General features: G+C 61.0%; 19 protein-coding genes and 1 tRNA gene. 4 read left to right on the top strand and 16 right to left on the bottom strand.

Annotated elements, in window-relative coordinates; translation table 11 throughout:
- Nucleotides 1–5: 5 nt before the first annotated feature.
- Nucleotides 6–1,130: a methyltransferase gene (locus tag KHO23_RS26415; RefSeq protein ID WP_211614541.1), complete on the bottom strand. Its 1,125-nt coding sequence runs from the start codon at nt 1,128–1,130 to the stop codon at nt 6–8.
- 257 nt (nt 1,131–1,387) lie between these two features.
- Between KHO23_RS26415 and KHO23_RS26410 the strand changes: the two genes are divergently transcribed.
- The 3 genes from KHO23_RS26410 to KHO23_RS26400 are packed head-to-tail and all read left to right on the top strand — an operon-like array spanning nt 1,388 to nt 4,495.
- Nucleotides 1,388–2,932 (top strand): FAD-binding oxidoreductase, encoded by a 1,545-nt coding sequence (locus tag KHO23_RS26410; protein ID WP_211614539.1) that lies wholly within the window; start codon nt 1,388–1,390, stop codon nt 2,930–2,932.
- Nucleotides 2,929–4,203 carry a lactonase family protein gene (locus KHO23_RS26405; protein ID WP_211614538.1) on the top strand — a complete coding sequence of 425 codons (1,275 nt, stop codon included), beginning with the start codon at nt 2,929–2,931 and terminating at the stop codon, nt 4,201–4,203. The genes KHO23_RS26410 and KHO23_RS26405 overlap by 4 nt, the downstream gene beginning before the upstream one ends.
- A 4-nt stretch (nt 4,204–4,207) precedes the next feature.
- Entirely contained in the window at nt 4,208–4,495 is a 288-nt protein-coding gene (locus KHO23_RS26400) for a hypothetical protein (protein ID WP_211614537.1), read from the top strand.
- Between the two features lie 29 nt (nt 4,496–4,524).
- Here KHO23_RS26400 and KHO23_RS26395 read toward each other — a convergent pair.
- The 7 genes from KHO23_RS26395 to KHO23_RS26365 form a co-directional block, all read right to left on the bottom strand.
- Nucleotides 4,525–4,600, bottom strand: a tRNA-Thr gene (locus KHO23_RS26395).
- A gap of 19 nt (nt 4,601–4,619) precedes the next feature.
- A complete protein-coding gene (locus KHO23_RS26390; RefSeq protein ID WP_211614536.1) occupies nt 4,620–5,141 on the bottom strand; it encodes a ClpXP protease specificity-enhancing factor in 522 nt (173 codons plus the stop codon).
- A gap of 74 nt (nt 5,142–5,215) precedes the next feature.
- On the bottom strand, nt 5,216–5,827 hold the full coding sequence (locus tag KHO23_RS26385; RefSeq protein ID WP_006052302.1) for a glutathione S-transferase N-terminal domain-containing protein: 612 nt from the start codon (nt 5,825–5,827) through the stop codon (nt 5,216–5,218).
- A 95-nt stretch (nt 5,828–5,922) separates the two neighbouring features.
- Nucleotides 5,923–6,678, bottom strand: a complete 756-nt coding sequence (locus KHO23_RS26380) for a cytochrome c1 (protein ID WP_211614535.1) — start codon at nt 6,676–6,678, stop codon at nt 5,923–5,925.
- Nucleotides 6,679–6,701: 23 nt separating this feature from the next.
- Nucleotides 6,702–8,081 carry a cytochrome b gene (locus tag KHO23_RS26375; protein ID WP_211614534.1) on the bottom strand — a complete coding sequence of 460 codons (1,380 nt, stop codon included), beginning with the start codon at nt 8,079–8,081 and terminating at the stop codon, nt 6,702–6,704.
- A complete protein-coding gene (petA, locus tag KHO23_RS26370; protein ID WP_211614532.1) occupies nt 8,081–8,701 on the bottom strand; it encodes a ubiquinol-cytochrome c reductase iron-sulfur subunit in 621 nt (206 codons plus the stop codon). Before petA ends, KHO23_RS26375 begins: the two co-directional genes overlap by 1 nt.
- A gap of 221 nt (nt 8,702–8,922) precedes the next feature.
- Nucleotides 8,923–9,669: a Nif3-like dinuclear metal center hexameric protein gene (locus KHO23_RS26365; RefSeq protein ID WP_054036638.1), complete on the bottom strand. Its 747-nt coding sequence runs from the start codon at nt 9,667–9,669 to the stop codon at nt 8,923–8,925.
- Between the two features lie 19 nt (nt 9,670–9,688).
- Here KHO23_RS26365 and KHO23_RS26360 point away from each other — a divergent pair, with 19 nt between their 5' ends.
- Nucleotides 9,689–10,912: a Do family serine endopeptidase gene (locus tag KHO23_RS26360; protein WP_211614530.1), complete on the top strand. Its 1,224-nt coding sequence runs from the start codon at nt 9,689–9,691 to the stop codon at nt 10,910–10,912.
- Between the two features lie 235 nt (nt 10,913–11,147).
- On the opposite strand, the gene tatC is transcribed toward KHO23_RS26360, so the two are convergent.
- The 8 genes from tatC to hisF form a co-directional block, all read right to left on the bottom strand.
- Nucleotides 11,148–11,927: a twin-arginine translocase subunit TatC gene (tatC, locus tag KHO23_RS26355; protein WP_211614528.1), complete on the bottom strand. Its 780-nt coding sequence runs from the start codon at nt 11,925–11,927 to the stop codon at nt 11,148–11,150.
- Between the two features lie 34 nt (nt 11,928–11,961).
- Entirely contained in the window at nt 11,962–12,480 is a 519-nt protein-coding gene (gene tatB, locus KHO23_RS26350) for a Sec-independent protein translocase protein TatB (RefSeq protein WP_211614526.1), read from the bottom strand.
- Nucleotides 12,481–12,519: 39 nt separating this feature from the next.
- Entirely contained in the window at nt 12,520–12,762 is a 243-nt protein-coding gene (tatA, locus tag KHO23_RS26345; protein ID WP_120289268.1) for a Sec-independent protein translocase subunit TatA, read from the bottom strand.
- Nucleotides 12,763–13,016: 254 nt separating this feature from the next.
- A complete protein-coding gene (locus KHO23_RS26340; protein ID WP_030100684.1) occupies nt 13,017–13,382 on the bottom strand; it encodes a histidine triad nucleotide-binding protein in 366 nt (121 codons plus the stop codon).
- A gap of 82 nt (nt 13,383–13,464) precedes the next feature.
- The gene (locus KHO23_RS26335) at nt 13,465–13,860 is read right to left on the bottom strand and encodes a DUF4870 family protein (protein ID WP_211614524.1); all 396 of its coding nucleotides are present in this window, start codon (nt 13,858–13,860) and stop codon (nt 13,465–13,467) included.
- Between the two features lie 93 nt (nt 13,861–13,953).
- Nucleotides 13,954–14,355 (bottom strand): phosphoribosyl-ATP diphosphatase, encoded by a 402-nt coding sequence (locus KHO23_RS26330; protein ID WP_211614522.1) that lies wholly within the window; start codon nt 14,353–14,355, stop codon nt 13,954–13,956.
- Nucleotides 14,352–14,762 carry a phosphoribosyl-AMP cyclohydrolase gene (hisI, locus tag KHO23_RS26325; protein ID WP_211614519.1) on the bottom strand — a complete coding sequence of 137 codons (411 nt, stop codon included), beginning with the start codon at nt 14,760–14,762 and terminating at the stop codon, nt 14,352–14,354. The genes KHO23_RS26330 and hisI overlap by 4 nt, the downstream gene beginning before the upstream one ends.
- A gap of 1 nt (nt 14,763) precedes the next feature.
- On the bottom strand, nt 14,764–15,537 hold the full coding sequence (gene hisF, locus KHO23_RS26320; RefSeq protein WP_120296118.1) for an imidazole glycerol phosphate synthase subunit HisF: 774 nt from the start codon (nt 15,535–15,537) through the stop codon (nt 14,764–14,766).
- Nucleotides 15,538–15,729 lie beyond the last annotated feature (192 nt).

Raw genomic sequence — 15,729 nt, 5'->3', positions numbered from 1 at the left:
GCCGTTCAGCGCGCCTTCAGACGCCAGAGCGACGTCACTTCAGCCATGCGCGCCGTATGCAGTGCGTCGGTTTCATCGGTCGGCTTCGGGTGCCGCGGACGAATATCCTCGCGACCCACCACGGTCAGCCCCGCCTTTTCAATGGCGGCAAGCAACCACTCGCGCGTACGCAATCCGAGATGCTCCGCGAAGTCCGACATGATCAGCCAGCCCTCTCCGCCCGGCGACACATGCTCCGCCAGCCCGTCCAGAAAACCGAGCAGCATGCGGCTTTCCGAATCGTAGATCGCGTATTCGATCGGCGAGGCGGGCCGCGCCGGCACCCACGGCGGATTGCAGACCACCAGCGGCGCACGGCCTTCCGGAAACAGATCGGCTTGCACGATCTCGACTTGCTGATCGTAGCCAAGGCGCGTGAGATTTTCGCGCGCGCAGGCCAGCGCTCGCGGGTCCTGATCAGTCGCGACGACTTTCTTCACGCCGCGTTTGGCGAGCAGCGCAGCCAGCACACCCGTACCGGTGCCGATATCGAACGCCTTGTTCAACGACGGCAAAGGCGTGCGCGCGACCAGATCCACATATTCACCTCGCACCGGTGAAAACACACCGTAGTGCGGATGGATGCGCTCACCCAGCGCGGGAATCTCCACGCCCTTCTTGCGCCACTCGTGCGCACCGATCAGACCGAGCAATTCGCGCAGCGACACGACCGATGGTTCGTCGGTAGACGGCCCGTAGGTTTCAATGCAGGCCTGCTGTACTTCCGGCGCGCGGCGCAGCGGAATTGCGTAGGCCGCGTCGAGCGGAATCAGGATCATGCCGAGCGTGCGGGCACGTTGCGACTGTGCCTGACGATGCAGGTTGAACGCGTCAAGCGGCGTTTCGCCCTGCTTGCGCGGCTTGCGCTCCAGCCGGCGCGTGACCGCCTGCAGCAATTGGCGGGCGTTCTGAAAATCACCATTCCACAGTAGAGCGGTTCCTTCACAGGCGAGGCGATAGGCCGAGTCGGCGGTCGTGCGGTCGTCCGCGACGACGACGCGCCTGGGTGGCGGCACCGCGGCTTCGGAGCGCCAACGCGCAGAGCGGGGGCCGTCGGCTTCGGGCCAGGTGATGGTTGCGAGGCTGGTCATGATGAAGGTGGGGTCTGTGTTGCGGGAGTGACGCGGTGAAACGTCGCGTCTCGGGGGGCGTTGCCCGCCGGAGTGATTTTCTTGCGATGCCGACTGACGCCCGAATAGTACCTCTCCCGATCGTGTTCGCGGGACGCAATTCACTATCGTCGCGTGGCCGGGGGCCCCTCCCGGCACCCACTGCGGCAATCAGGCGCAATTGACGCGAACAGCGCCCCCAACTACCGTCGGACCCATTGTCAAACGAGAGAGTGTTCATGATCAGCGTGACACGTGATGATTTGCGCTACCGCACCCTGACGAAAGGGTTCAATCTGCGCTGGCCTGCCACGGAAGCCCAGACAGCCGCGCGCATCGAACTGTGCGAAAGCATGGAGGACGTTGCCACTGCGCTGCAACGCTGTGTCAACGCGGGATCCCGGCCAACGATCCGCAGCGGCGGCCATTGCTACGAAGACTTCGTCTCGAACAATCCCGGCGGTACCCTGATCGATCTCAGTCTGCTGAGCGGCTCAAGGGTCGGACAGGACGGAAGTTTTCGCATCGCAGCGGGCACGCAGAACTGGAACGGCTGCCTGGATCTGTATAAGCGCCACGGCGTCACGCTACCCGGCGGCTCATGCTATTCGGTCGGGGTGGGCGGACACATCTCCGGTGGGGGCTACGGGTTGCTGTCGCGGCTGCACGGACTGACCGTCGACTGGTTGACCGGTGTGGACCTCGTCACCGTCAATGCGTACGGCAAAGTCCTGTCGCGCAGCGTCGACGCAAAGCGTGATCCGGATCTGTTCCGGGCATGCCGGGGCGCCGGCGGCGGCAACTTCGGCGTGGTGACCGAATACGCGTTTGCACAATTGCCGCGCCCGCCTTCCGAAGTTGCCATCGCCAGCGTCGCGTTCGATTGGGCGGACATGAGCGAGGCGCGCTTTACCGCCTTGCTGCGTGCGTACGGCGAATATTGGGAAACGCGCGGAACCCATCCGGACACGTGGGGTCTGTTCTCGCTACTCAAACTCACCCATCGTTCGGCCGGGCAGATCGTGCTGCTCTGCCAGTTTTGCGACCCGGACGGTACTTGCCGCGATCTCACCTTACTGAACGATTTCCTCGACCGCTTCAGGGCGTGCGACCCGGTGCCGGTCAAGACCGGGCCGCCCGGCTACGGACCGGCGCACCGGTCGGGCGGACAACTGCTGTGCTCGCAATCGCACACCGTAACACGCTATGACTGGCTAACCGCGACGCAGGATCTGAACGGCTCAGGGCCTAACCAACGCGGCAAGTACAAGTCCGCTTATATGAAGCACAACTTCACGGACCATGAGATCGCGCGCCTATACGCGCACCTTACGCAAAACGTGCCGGATCTCGATTTGAGCCAGTCGCTGGTTCAGGTTGATTCGTACGGCGGCGCCATCAATCGCGCCGAACTCGCCAGCACGACCGCTGTTCCACAGCGCGCCTCGATCATGAAGCTGCAATACCAGACCTACTGGCGAAAGCCGGAAGATGACGCTGCGCATGTGCGCTGGATTGGAGATCTGTATCGCGCGGTCTATTCCGCGCACGGCGGCATGGATCACCGCTATGACGGCACGCCTTATCCGGGCGAGCGCTATGAGGGCTGCTATATCAACTACCCCGACGTCGATATGCTCACGTACCCGTTCTGGCCGCATCTGTATTACGGGGACAACGGACTCTATGCGTTTCTGCAAGACGTGAAGCGCCGGTACGATCCGAACAACATCTTTCATCATGCCATGTCGATACGGCCAGGCTCCCTTCGGAGCGGATCTTGACTCTGCGCCCGGGGCGCCGCCGCTTCATACAGGCTGGCGCGGCACTGCCGGCGCTCGGTGTACTCGCCTCATCGCCCAGTGCAAACGTCCATGCGGCAAACGGGCAAGCTGGCAGTAGCCCGCCTGGATCGACTCAAACGGTAAAGCAAGCGCGCTTTGCTTACGTGAGTACAGTGGACAGTGCTTTGAGCGGGGTGGGCGATCACCGCCGCGCGGCGACGGACACGCGACCCGGCATTCATGTATTCGCCATCACGCGCGGCAGCTGGCGGCGGGTCCAGGTCGTGGAAAGCGAACAGCCTATGTTTCTCGCGCTTCATCCGTCCGGGCGCGTCCTGTATGCCGTCAACCGAATAGAGCTTCATCAGGGGTTGTGCACGGGAAGTGTCGAAGCCTACGCAATCGATCCGCTCAACGGGTGCTTATCGTTGCTGGACCGGCAGCCGCTGTCGCTTTCGGGCACCCTGCCTTCGCATGCGGCAATCTCACCTGACGGCCGCTCGCTGGTGGTCGCGCTGTCTGGTGGTGGCGCCTACAACGTCATGTCCATCGGCGCCGATGGACGGCTCGGCACTGTATCCGGAATTCTGAAGGAAACGGGCTGTGGACCGGATCGCACACGCCAAAGCGCCGCACATCCGCAGATGGTGTTGTTCAATTCAACGGGCGAACATGTTCTGAGTGCAGACCTTGGCTGCGATCGGCTCAGCGTGTTGAACCTCGCCGATGGCCAACTGACCGCGTCCGGACGTATCGCGACGCTGCCCGGCAGCGGCCCGCGCGCGCTTGCGATACATCCCGCAGGCCGGTGGCTGTATGTGCTCAACGAGCTTTCCGCAACGGTAGCGTGCTATGACTACGATGCAAGGCTCGGTGTTATCGGGCAAAAGCTGAACACGATTTCCGTCGCCCCGGCGGATGGCGATGGGCTCAACCTTGGAACACCCACGGCACTCGCGCTGCATCCCTCAGGACACTTTCTCTACGCTGCCTACCGCCGCGCGGCACAGGAGGATTCGCTCGTCGGCACTATCCTGGTGTTTCGCATCGACAGCGGCAGCGGGAAACTAGTCCCGGTTCAGTCATGGAACGAGGACGTAAGCGCGCCGCTTGGGTTGGTATTTGCGCCGAACGGCGGCAGCCTGCACGTCATCAATCATCAGACGGACAACATCTTGCGTTTGAATATCGACGCTGCGAGCGGCATGCTGAATCTACCTCACCGGATTGCCAGTGCACCGTCACCGGCGTGTCTGGTGATTGTGGCGTGACCGATTGGCAGACAAAAAAGTCCAATATCGACAAGGTGAAGAAGATTCGGAAAAACGGAGCCCGCTTCCCACCGCGTACGCACGCCGCCAACATGGCGGCCGGCGCTACGTGAGAATCGTCGAATGCCCGGCCAGCAAGCCGCGCGCGGTATTCCACGCCCCGGCCCCAGTCGCGACAGAGCAATTTTTGAACGCCGATTATCCTTCAGGGCACTTTCCTTCATGGAACCCGACGTTATCCGAACGTTTAACGCCCCCGATCGTCGCCCAAAATAAAAAAACGGGTTTCTGAAATTAATCAGAAACCCGTTTTCGTACTACTGGTGCCGGCTGCAGGACTCGAACCCGCCACCTCATGATTACAAGTCAAGCGCTCTACCTGATGAGCTAAGCCGGCATGAGGCCGTGATTCTACTTCATTTCACGATCTTAAGGCGAGCCCTTCCGCCGCCTTTCGAACCGTCATCATCGGGCTGCGGACCGTCGGTCGCGCTTTCCGCTTTGGCGGCATCGGCAGGAGACGACGTTTCGACCGCACGCGGCGCCACGCTGACGGGCACAACCGTCGACTCGGCTTCGTCCGCCAGTTCCGCGTCGGTGCCTGAATCCTGCGCTTCGCCGCCCGCCGATTCGACCGGGAACGCCATGCCCTGCCCGTTTTCGCGCGCATAGATCGCGAGAATATTCGCGATCGGCACTTCGATCTTGTGCGACTTGCCGGAGAAGCGCGCGCTGAACTCGATCCATTCGTTGCCCATCTGCAACTGGCTGGTCGCCTCGAAGCTGATGTTCAACACGATCTCGTTATCACGCACGAACTGACGCGGCACGCGCGTCTGATTGTCGACCCGAACCGCGATATGCGGTGTATAGCCGTTATCCGTGCACCATTCGTACAGCGCGCGCAGCAGATAAGGCTTGGTGGAAATCTCTTGCATCAACAGTCCTCTTACCGGGTTTGGGCGCGCACGGAAAACAATCGAGACGCGGCGCCCTCACCCCAAAGCCAAACTCAACGACGCATCACCTTTTCCGAAGGCGTCAGCGCTTCGATATAAGCCGGGCGGCTGAAAATGCGCTCGGCGTACTTCATCAGCGGTGCAGCGTTCTTCGACAGCTCGATGCCGTAGTGATCCAGACGCCACAGCAACGGCGCGATCGCGACGTCCAGCATCGAGAACTCTTCGCCGAGCATGTACTTGTTCTTCAGGAAGATCGGTGCGAGCTGCGTCAGGCGATCGCGGATCGCGAGACGCGCCTTCTCGTGATTCTTCTCAGCGGCCTTGCCCTTTTCGTTTTCGAGGGTGCCGACGTGGACGAACAGTTCCTTTTCGAAGTTGAGCAGAAACAGGCGGGCACGGGCGCGCTGAACCGGATCGGCCGGCATCAGTTGCGGATGCGGGAAGCGCTCGTCGATGTACTCGTTGATAATGTTCGATTCGTACAGAATCAGGTCCCGTTCCACGAGAATCGGCACCTGACCATACGGATTCATCACAGCGATGTCTTCCGGCTTGTTAAACAGGTCGACGTCGCGGATCTCGAAGTCCATGCCCTTTTCGAACAACACCAGCCGGCAGCGCTGGGAGAACGGGCAAGTTGTGCCGGAATACAGAACCATCATATTTACGTTTCCTCAAAAAGCTGAAAGGCCAGCGCGCGGAAAAACCGTTCAACAGGTTTTTCCTGGCGCCGGCCCCACGCCGGGTGACGGCGTGATTATTTGATATGTTTCCAGTACGCGGCGTTCAGTCGCCAGGCGAAAAAGCTCAGAATGCCGAGGAACATCAGCACCCACACGCCAAGCTGTTTGCGGGTTTTCTGCGTCGGTTCGGACATCCATGACAGGTACGACACGAGGTCGGCCACAGCAGAATCATAATCTACCGGCGACATCGTCCCCGGCGTGACCTGTTGGAAGCCGACAAATTTGTGCACCGTTTCGCCTGTTTTTTCGTCGACTTCGTCACCGAACTTCGCGGTACGTTGCCCCTGAAGCTGCCACAGTACGTGAGGCATGCTCACGTTTTCATACACCAGATTGTTCCAGCCGGTCGGCCGCGTATTGTCGCGATAGAAGCTGCGCAGATACGTGTACAGCCAGTCCTTGCCACGCGCCCGCGCTTCCACCGACAAATCCGGCGGACTCGCGCCGAACCACGCTTTCGCGTCGTCCGGGCGCATCGCCACCGTCATGGTGTTGCCGATTTTATCCGTGGTGAACAACAGGTTCGACTGGATTTCACTCGGCGCAATGCCGAGGTCGGTGAGCCGGCTGTAGCGCATCAGATTCGCGCTGTGGCAATTCAGGCAATAGTTTACAAACAATTGTGCGCCATGCTGCAACGACGCAAAATTCTCCGCGTTATCGGGCGCGCGGTCGAGAGGGAAATTCTCGTCCGCGTGCGCCGGTCCGGCCAGCACCGCGAGCAGTGTCGCGCCGATCAGCGCGCACGTCGAAAGCAGTTTTTTCATCTTTATGTTCTCCTGGCTCGCGATTAGTGGGGCTTGAACCGCACCCGCTCGGGCGGCTGCTTGAACGTGCCAAGCCGCGTCCAGACGGGCATACCGAGGAAAAACGCGAAGTAGATCAGCGCACAGATCTGCGCAATCAACGTCGAGGCGGGCGACGGCGGTTTGGTGCCGAGGAAGCCCAACGTCAGGAAAGCGAGCACGAAGATCCCGTAGAACACCTTGTGAAAAAACGGCCGGTACCGGATCGACTTCACCGGCGAGCGGTCGAGCCAGGGTAGGAAGAACAGTGAAATCACCGCGCCGCCCATCACCACCACGCCCCAGAACTTCGATTCGGTGAACGCCATGGCCACAATCACCAGCACCGCGAGCAACGGCAGACCGAGCTTCCACTTGCCGCGCGCGCGCACAAGAGCAACCAGGCCAAGCAGCGCGATGATGATCATCAGCACGATCTTGAACGGATCGGTGGTGGCGCGCAACATCGCATAGAAAGCGGTGAAGTACCACACTGGCGCAATTTCCTGCGGCGTTTGCAGCGGATTGGCGGGGATGAAGTTATTCGCTTCAAGGAAATACCCGCCCATCTCCGGTGCGAAGAAAATAATCGCCGCAAAGATCATCAGGAACACCGACACGCCCATGAAGTCGTGCACGGAGTAGTACGGGTGGAACGGAATGCCATCGAGCGGAATGCCGTCCGGGCCCTTCTTTGCCTTGATCTCGATGCCGTCGGGGTTGTTCGAGCCCACTTCATGCAGCGCCACCAGGTGAGCAACCACCAGTCCGATCAGCACCAGCGGGATCGCGATCACGTGAAACGCGAAGAAGCGGTTCAGCGTGACGTCCGACACGACGTAGTCGCCGCGAATCCACAAAGACAGATCCGGCCCGATGAGCGGAATCGCCGAGAACAGGTTCACGATCACCTGCGCGCCCCAGAACGACATCTGGCCCCACGGCAGCAGGTAGCCGAAGAATGCTTCTGCCATCAGGCACAGAAAGATCGCGCAGCCGAAGACCCACACCAGTTCGCGCGGCTTGCGGTACGAGCCGTACATCAGCCCGCGGAACATATGCAGATACACGACGACGAAGAACATCGACGCGCCCGTGGAGTGCATATAACGGATCAGCCAGCCCCACGGCACCTCGCGCATGATGTACTCGACCGACGAGAACGCGAGGGTCGCGTCGGGCTTGTAGTTCATGGTGAGGAAGATGCCGGTGACGATCTGATTGACCAGCACCAGCAGCGCGAGCGAACCGAAGAAGTACCAGAAGTTGAAATTCTTCGGCGCGTAGTACTCGGAAACGTGCTTCTTCCACGTGGACGTCATGGGGAAGCGCCGGTCGATCCAGCCGACCAGCCCGGTCGTCTCTACTTCATGTTCGATCGCCATTACGCTTCTCCTTTCTCGTCCTTGCCGATCACGAGGCCGGTGGCCGACGTGAACATGTAAGGCGGGATGTCGAGGTTCTGCGGCGCAGGTTTGTTCTTGAAGACGCGGCCGGCCATGTCATAGGTCGAGCCGTGGCACGGGCACAGAAAGCCGCCTGGCCAGTCGTCGGGAAGATTGGGTTGCGCGCCCTCCTGGAAGCGCGGCGTCGGCGTACAGCCCAGATGGGTGCACACGGCGACGGCGACGAAAAGATTCTTGTGATCGGTGCGTGAACGGAATTCGTTGTTGCAGTACTCCGGCAACGGCATCGAAAAGGGATTCGTGGTGCGGGGATCCGCTACTTCGTTATCGGCTTTCTGGACATCCGCGAGCATCTTGTCGGTGCGATTGATGATCCACACCGGCTTACCGCGCCAGGCGACAGTCTTCATATCGCCGGGCTTGAGATCGCTAATATCGACTTCGACCGGGGCACCTGCTGCCTTGGCCTTTTCAGATGGTGCAAACGAACTAACAAAGGGTACGACAGTGGCAACGCCTCCTATGCCACCTGCTACGGTCGTCGCTATCAGCCAGGTACGGCGGCCGCCGTCGACGCGTTCATCTTCCTTGTCTCGCATTACACGCCCCACTTCTGAGTTGGATTTTTCCTTCACGTCGCTTCTACCGCCGCTAGTTTGCGCGAATGGAGTCGGCATTTACAAGGCCCGATTGCCAAAAACCGTGCGAACCCCTTGATAAGTCAGGGTTTCTCCGTACGGATCGCAAACTTTTTCGCACCCCCTTTTAAGCGCCCTCTGCGTTATTCGTGCCTTTTTCTTATCTAATGCCGAGTTTTGATTCAGACGGGATTCGGGATATCGATAAACACGTGTTCGATATCGAACTGCTCGGACAGATGTTTGCCCACCGCCTGCACGCCGAAACGCTCGGTGGCGTGATGGCCGGCCGCGAGGAACGCCACGCCGCTTTCCGCCGAGGTGTGCATGACCGACTCGGACACTTCGCCGGTCAGGTAGACGTCGGCGCCGGCATTGATCGCGGCGTCGAACATGCCTTGCGCCGCGCCCGTGCACCAGCCCACGCGACGCAGTTCGCGATCCGGATCGCCGAACACGAGCGGCGTGCGGCCGAGCGTCTGCTCGACTTGCGCCGTGAAGTGCGCGAGCGTGATCGGCATCGGGAACGTGGCGAGCCAGCCGAGATCGTTCTCGCCGAAGCGCGCGTCGCTGATCCAGCCCATCTTCGCGCCGATCTGCGCGTTGTTACCGAACTCGGGATGGTCGTCGAGCGGCAGGTGATAGGCGAACAGGTTCAGGTCGTTGGCGATCAGCAGCTTCAGCCGCGCATGTTTGCGGCCGGTGATCTGCGGCGCCTCGTTGCGCCAGAAGTAGCCGTGATGGACCAGCACCGCGTCCGCGCCCCAGTCGAGCGCAGCCTCGAGAAAGGCTACTGAAGCCGTCACGCCGGTCGCGAGCTTATTGATCCGGCGACGCCCTTCCACCTGCAATCCATTGGGGCAATAGTCCTTGAAGCGCGCGGTTTCAAGGAGATTGTTCAAGTACAATTCAAGTTCGATCCGATCCATATAAACCTCTAGTCTTCAGATGCTTAGACGCTTTTGGCTGTTCTTTGCCCAAGCGGTGACCGTGCTGTTGGCGCTGATGTTCATCATTGCGACCCTCAAACCGCAGTGGCTCCAGCGTCAAGGGCAATTCGGCAAGCAACTCGCCGAACCGATCGTCGCCCTTCGGGAAGTAGCGCCAGGCATCGGCACTGGCCCCGCCCAGGCGTCCTATGCGGACGCCGCGCAAAAAGCCATGCCCGCGGTCGTCAATGTGTTCTCCAGCAAGGATGGCTCACTGCCGCCCGACCCGCGCGCGAAAGACCCGTTATTCCGTTACTTCTTTGGCGACAAGAACAAAGGTAAGCAGCAGGAACAACCCGCGTCGAATCTCGGCTCGGGGGTAATAGTGAGTTCGGAAGGTTACATTCTAACGAACCAGCACGTCGTGGACGGCGCCGATCAGATCGAAATCGCCCTGGCCGATGGTCGCACCACCAATGCGAAGGTGATCGGTGTCGATCCTGAGACCGATCTGGCGGTGCTGAAGGTCAACATGACCAACCTGCCCACCATCACGCTCGGCCGCATGGATCAGACGCGTGTGGGCGACGTGGTGCTGGCGATCGGCAATCCGTTCGGCGTCGGCCAGACGGTGACCATGGGCATTGTCAGCGCGCTCGGGCGCAATCACCTCGGTATCAATACCTTCGAAAACTTCATTCAGACCGACGCGGCCATCAACCCGGGCAATTCCGGCGGCGCTCTGGTCGACGTGAACGGCAACCTGCTAGGGATCAATACCGCCATCTATTCGCGCTCGGGCGGCTCGCTCGGTATCGGCTTTGCGATTCCTGTCTCGACCGCGCGCAGCGTGCTGGAGAGCATCATCACGACGGGCTCGGTCACGCGCGGCTGGATCGGCGTGGAGCCGCAGGACGTGACGCCGGAAATCGCAGAATCGTTCGGGCTCGAGCAGAAGTCGGGCGCGATTGTCGCGGGCGTCCTGAAGAACGGGCCGGCCGATCGTGCGGGCATCAAACCGGGCGATATCCTGGTAAGCGTGAACGGCCAGGAGATCACCGACACCACGCGTCTGTTGAATGTGATCGCACAGATCAAGCCGGGTACGGCGGCGAAAGTTCACCTGGTGCGCAAGAGCCACGAAATGGATCTCGACGTGACCATCGGCAAGCGTCCACCGCCGCCGAAGCAACCGGCGGATGACAACGGCGGCGGCGATCAACAGGACGACGAAGGCGGTTGATAGTGCGGTGCAGGCGGTCCAAGGGTTTGCGGCTGTCGACACACGCGCAACGTCGGCTTGGCAGTCGCTGGACGAGAGAAGAGGCAAGCACCGAAGGGCCACACGCAACGCAGCTAGCCAAACGCAACGCCGTCGCAAAACAAAAAGGGCAATCCATTGCGGACTGCCCTTTTTGTTTGCCGGGCCCTTTGGCTACTACCCGGCCAGCGCAATTAGCGCGTGAAGCGCATGGCGTTCAATTCGGCGGACTTGCGTCTTCAACAGCCACCGGCTGCTTGCCGACAATCAACCGCGCCGCGATGATGCCCGCTTCGTACAGCACAATCAGCGGAATCGCCAGAATCAACTGCGAGAACACGTCCGGCGGCGTCACCACCGCCGAAATCACGAACGCGCCCACGATCACATACGGACGGATTTCCCTAAGCTTCTTGATGGTCAGCACGTTCATGCGAACCAGCAGCACCACCACAATCGGCACTTCGAACGTCACGCCGAACGCAAGGAACATGGTGAGCACGAAGCTCAGGTAGTTGTCGATATCGGTCGTCATCTCCGCGCCGAGCGGCGCGTTGTAGTGCGCCATCACACGGAAGATGGTCGGAAACACCACGAAGTACGCGAACGCCATGCCGCACAGGAACAGCGTGTAGCTGCTGCCCACCAGCGGCACGACCAGTTTCTTCTCATGCTGATAGAGACCTGGTGCCACGAACGCCCAGATCTGGTACAGCACGATCGGCAGCGCGATCACGAAGGCAACCAGCATGGTCACCTTCATCGGCACGAAGAACGAGCCGGTGACGTCGGTGACGATCATCTTGCCGTCCTTCGGCAGATTCTGCATCAAGGGCCGCGCCAGCAGCCGGAAGATGTCCGGCGCCCAATACACGAGCCCGACAAACACCACGATGACGGCAAGGCCGGCGCGGATGATGCGGTCGCGCAATTCAACGAGGTGGGAAATGAAGGTCTCTTCAGTGCCTTCGTCCTGGGTTTGCTGGGGGTCGCTCACACCGGCCCTCGGTTAGAGATTGTCGTTCTGATCATCAGAAGAACCGCGTCGGACGACGCATAGTGGCCGGCGTATGCCGCGCCACGCGCGCCGCACCCGATTGCACCCGCGTGCGGCGCGTGGTGGCGCGCTTGTACCAGGTGGGCATGGCCGTCTGCTTGACACGCCAGTTCTTGCGTTTGAGGCCCGCCGGTGGCGTTATGGTCGGCCATGCCGAATTACCGGCATCTTCAAGCGCGCCGCCAGCAATGCTCGGCGACACCGACGTGCCGCTATTCCACGCATCGTTCAGTTCGGTTTCATGCTTGCGCAGATTGTCCTGAACGCTAGTTTCGACGTTGCTCGCCGCCGCCTCGAACTCGGATTTCATGCGACGTAATTCGTCGAGTTCGATTTCGCGGGTAACTTCGGCCTTCACGTCGTTGATATACCGCTGCGCGCGGCCGAACAGCGCGCCGGCCGTGCGGGCGACGCGAGGCAGGCGCTCAGGCCCGAGTACGACCAGCGCGACGACGCCGATCAGCGCCATCTTGGTTAGACCGAGGTCCAGCATGAAGTGGAGTGTCCGTCAGTAACGCGGTTGGGCCGCGGCTTAGCGGTAATCGCCGGAACGCGGCGCTTTTTCCTTCGCATCCACATCTACCGTGCCATTGCGCGGCAGTTCGCGCTGCTGCGCATCACCTGCTGCAGGCGTTTCGGCCTCCTTCATGCCTTCCTTGAAGCCCTTCACCGCGCCACCCAGATCGGTGCCGATATTGCGCAGCTTCTTCGTGCCGAACACGAGCGCCACGATCAGCAACACGATCAACCAATGCCAAATGCTCAACGAACCCATGACTACTCTCCTTAACCCCGACACCGCAACGTAATGCGGCAAAACTCGTGCGCCTTACGGCGTGAATCGAAGCGCGTACGCTCCATCTATACGTTGCCGCGAGCTGTTCCGATTCAACCCGCGACACGGTGTGCCATTCTGACCTGACGATCGCGTCGGCGTCATTACAGTTCAGTAAAATTCAGCAAAAACAATGGCCGCATTTTTGTCGACGGCCAAAACTCGCCGCACACCTCGCAGCCCGCGGTATTTTGTCAGCCCATTCGCTGCCACGGACGCGGCCCCGCGAGGATATGTGCGTGCAGGTGATACACCTCTTGCCCGCCGCCCGGACCCGTATTGATGACCGTACGAAAACCGGTTTCGCCACCGGTGTAAGCCACGCCCAACTGTTCGGCCAAACGCGCCACCAGAACAAGCATTCTACCAAGCAGGGGGGCCTCGCTTTCGGTGCAATTCGAGAGCGTGGCGACGTGCTTGCGGGGAATCACCAGCACGTGTGTTTCGGCTGCCGGACGGATGTCGCGAAAGGCGACAAACTCTTCGTCTTCATGGACTTTGGTCGACGGAATCTCGCCGGCGGCGATCTTGCAGAAAAGACAGTTCGGGTCGTGACTCATCGTATTCCTGATGCAGTAGGGCTAGCGCGCGAATCGTGGTGCGGCACGGTTGAGGTCCCAGCCGGCCGCAACCGGACTCGACTCAAACCCAGCCACGCGGGTTCGCGAACGGCTTGTTATCGTACAGATACAGCCAGCCTTTGATAATACGGTACAACATCCAGATACTGACGGCCCACAGAACCGGAATGCCGATCAGCACGAACAGCAGCACAGCCCCAATCGCATAACCCAGCAAGGCCATCCAGAACGAGCGGATCTGCCACTCGAAATGCGCCTCGTAAGGTGTGCCCGCCACATCGGGCCGCTTGATGTAGTTGATGATGATGGCGATCAGGATCGTCAGACCACCCGTCAGCCAATGGACCGCGTACAGCGCGTACAGCACGTGCGTAAGCGTGCGCAGACTGCGTTCGCGCTCGGGCTCGATCGCGTTGCGGTAGGCCGGCGGCGGATAATTTTCTTGCGACTGTTCCATGCTTGCGTCCTCCCGAGGATGCGATCCTATGTGTTCAGTGCAATATGGGTGTCGACGTTCGCCACTTCAAGACGGGCGACAAGGCGGCGACAATCAGTCGCCGTTCTCTTCGCGTTCGCGGCTCTTGCGCAGCGCCTTTTCCTCGATGCCCGACAGGCCTTCGCGGCGCTCGAGTTCGGCGAGCACATCGGCCGGGCTCAGGTCAAAATGCGAGAGCATCACGAGGCAGTGAAACCACAGGTCCGCCACTTCGCCGACCAGCGCTTTCGGCGCGCCGCCTTGACGGACGTCTTTGGCGGCCAGCACGACTTCAGTGGCCTCTTCGCCGATCTTCTTGAGTACTGCGTCATCGCCCTTATGGAACAGGCGCGACACGTACGAGACATCTGGATCGCCGCCCTTGCGGCTGTCGATGACGGCCGCGAGGCGCAGCAACGTGTCGTTCGTGGACGAAGCGGGTTCCGTGGATTGCGTGGATTGCGTGGATTGCGTCATTTGTAGATGTGTTCGGGGTCTTTCAACACGGGATCGACAGCGGCCCAGCCGCCATCTTCAACCGTGCCTTCGAATTTCTGGAAAAAGCACGAGTGGCGGCCGGTGTGGCACGCAATGCCCGACACCTGCTCGACCTTCAGCAGCACGACGTCTTCGTCGCAATCGAGCCGCACTTCATGCACATGCTGCACGTGGCCGGACTCTTCACCTTTGAACCACAGGCGCTGGCGCGAACGCGAGAAGTACACCGCGCGGCCGGTTTCGACGGTTTTTGCCAGGGCTTCGCGATTCATCCACGCGAACATCAGCACGTCGTTGGTCGACGCTTCCTGCGCGATCACCGGCACGAGGCCGTTCGCGTCCCACCTGACTTTGTCGAGCCAATCGACTGAAGAGGGATTCACCACGTCACAACCTCACCGAAATGCCTTGATCGGCCATGAAGCGCTTGGCCTCGCCCACGGTGTGTTCGCCGTAGTGGAAGATGCTGGCGGCCAGCACCGCGTCCGCGTGGCCGTTCTTGATGCCGTCGGCCAGATGCTGCAGCGAGCCGACGCCGCCCGAGGCGATCACCGGAATCGACACTGCATCGGACACCGCCCGCGTGAGCGCGAGATCGAAGCCGCTCTTGGTGCCGTCGCGGTCCATGCTGGTCAGCAGGATCTCGCCCGCGCCCAGCTCGGCCATCTTGCGCGCCCATTCGACGGCTTCGAGCCCGGTGGCCTTGCGCCCACCATGCGTGAAAACTTCCCAGCGCGGCGCTTCGCCGTCTGCAGAAACGCGCTTGGCGTCGATGGCGACGACGATGCATTGCGAGCCGTATTTGTCCGTCGCGTCGCGCACGAGTTGCGGATTCGCGACCGCCGACGAGTTCATGCTGATCTTGTCCGCGCCCGCGTTGAGCAGCCGCCGCACGTCTTCGACAGCGCGCACGCCGCCGCCGACCGTCAGGGGAATGAACACCTGGGAGGCGACCGCTTCGATGATCGGCAGGATCAGATCGCGCTGGTCGGAGGTGGCGGTGATGTCGAGGAAGGTCAGTTCGTCGGCGCCCTGATCGTCGTAGCGGCGCGCGATTTCTACGGGATCGCCCGCGTCGCGCAGTTCGACGAAGTTGACGCCTTTGACCACGCGTCCAGCCGTGACGTCGAGACAGGGGATGATGCGTTTAGCTAGAGCCATGATCTTGCAATTCTGCCAATACCGCTGATGAGGCCGCTCGCCTGAATCTTCACGAGCGGCACAGTGCCGGCGCGGCTCGCCGCGTCAGGCCGCGAGAGTGTCGAACAGAAACACCTGCGGCGTGACGCGCCTTCGGGACGCGCCGTTGCGTCCGCTTCCAAGTCCGCTGCTGCGTCGATTCCGGGTCGACCG

Source organism: Paraburkholderia haematera (assembly GCF_905220975.1).
GTDB classification, from domain to species: domain Bacteria; phylum Pseudomonadota; class Gammaproteobacteria; order Burkholderiales; family Burkholderiaceae; genus Paraburkholderia; species Paraburkholderia haematera.
The sequence above is the reverse complement of the archived record's forward strand: the minus strand, read 5'-3'. Positions and strand labels throughout refer to the sequence as shown.

Coding starts and splice junctions, on each gene's coding strand:
- KHO23_RS26415 (WP_211614541.1), bottom strand. CDS start 1,130: ATGACCAGCCTCGCAACCATCACCTGGCCCGAAGCCGACGGCCCCCGC.
- KHO23_RS26410 (WP_211614539.1), top strand. CDS start 1,388: ATGATCAGCGTGACACGTGATGATTTGCGCTACCGCACCCTGACGAAA.
- KHO23_RS26390 (WP_211614536.1), bottom strand. CDS start 5,141: ATGCAAGAGATTTCCACCAAGCCTTATCTGCTGCGCGCGCTGTACGAA.
- KHO23_RS26385 (WP_006052302.1), bottom strand. CDS start 5,827: ATGATGGTTCTGTATTCCGGCACAACTTGCCCGTTCTCCCAGCGCTGC.
- KHO23_RS26380 (WP_211614535.1), bottom strand. CDS start 6,678: ATGAAAAAACTGCTTTCGACGTGCGCGCTGATCGGCGCGACACTGCTC.
- KHO23_RS26375 (WP_211614534.1), bottom strand. CDS start 8,081: ATGGCGATCGAACATGAAGTAGAGACGACCGGGCTGGTCGGCTGGATC.
- petA (WP_211614532.1), bottom strand. CDS start 8,701: ATGCGAGACAAGGAAGATGAACGCGTCGACGGCGGCCGCCGTACCTGG.
- KHO23_RS26365 (WP_054036638.1), bottom strand. CDS start 9,669: ATGGATCGGATCGAACTTGAATTGTACTTGAACAATCTCCTTGAAACC.
- KHO23_RS26360 (WP_211614530.1), top strand. CDS start 9,689: ATGCTTAGACGCTTTTGGCTGTTCTTTGCCCAAGCGGTGACCGTGCTG.
- tatB (WP_211614526.1), bottom strand. CDS start 12,480: ATGCTGGACCTCGGTCTAACCAAGATGGCGCTGATCGGCGTCGTCGCG.
- tatA (WP_120289268.1), bottom strand. CDS start 12,762: ATGGGTTCGTTGAGCATTTGGCATTGGTTGATCGTGTTGCTGATCGTG.
- KHO23_RS26340 (WP_030100684.1), bottom strand. CDS start 13,382: ATGAGTCACGACCCGAACTGTCTTTTCTGCAAGATCGCCGCCGGCGAG.
- KHO23_RS26335 (WP_211614524.1), bottom strand. CDS start 13,860: ATGGAACAGTCGCAAGAAAATTATCCGCCGCCGGCCTACCGCAACGCG.
- KHO23_RS26330 (WP_211614522.1), bottom strand. CDS start 14,355: ATGACGCAATCCACGCAATCCACGCAATCCACGGAACCCGCTTCGTCC.
- hisF (WP_120296118.1), bottom strand. CDS start 15,537: ATGGCTCTAGCTAAACGCATCATCCCCTGTCTCGACGTCACGGCTGGA.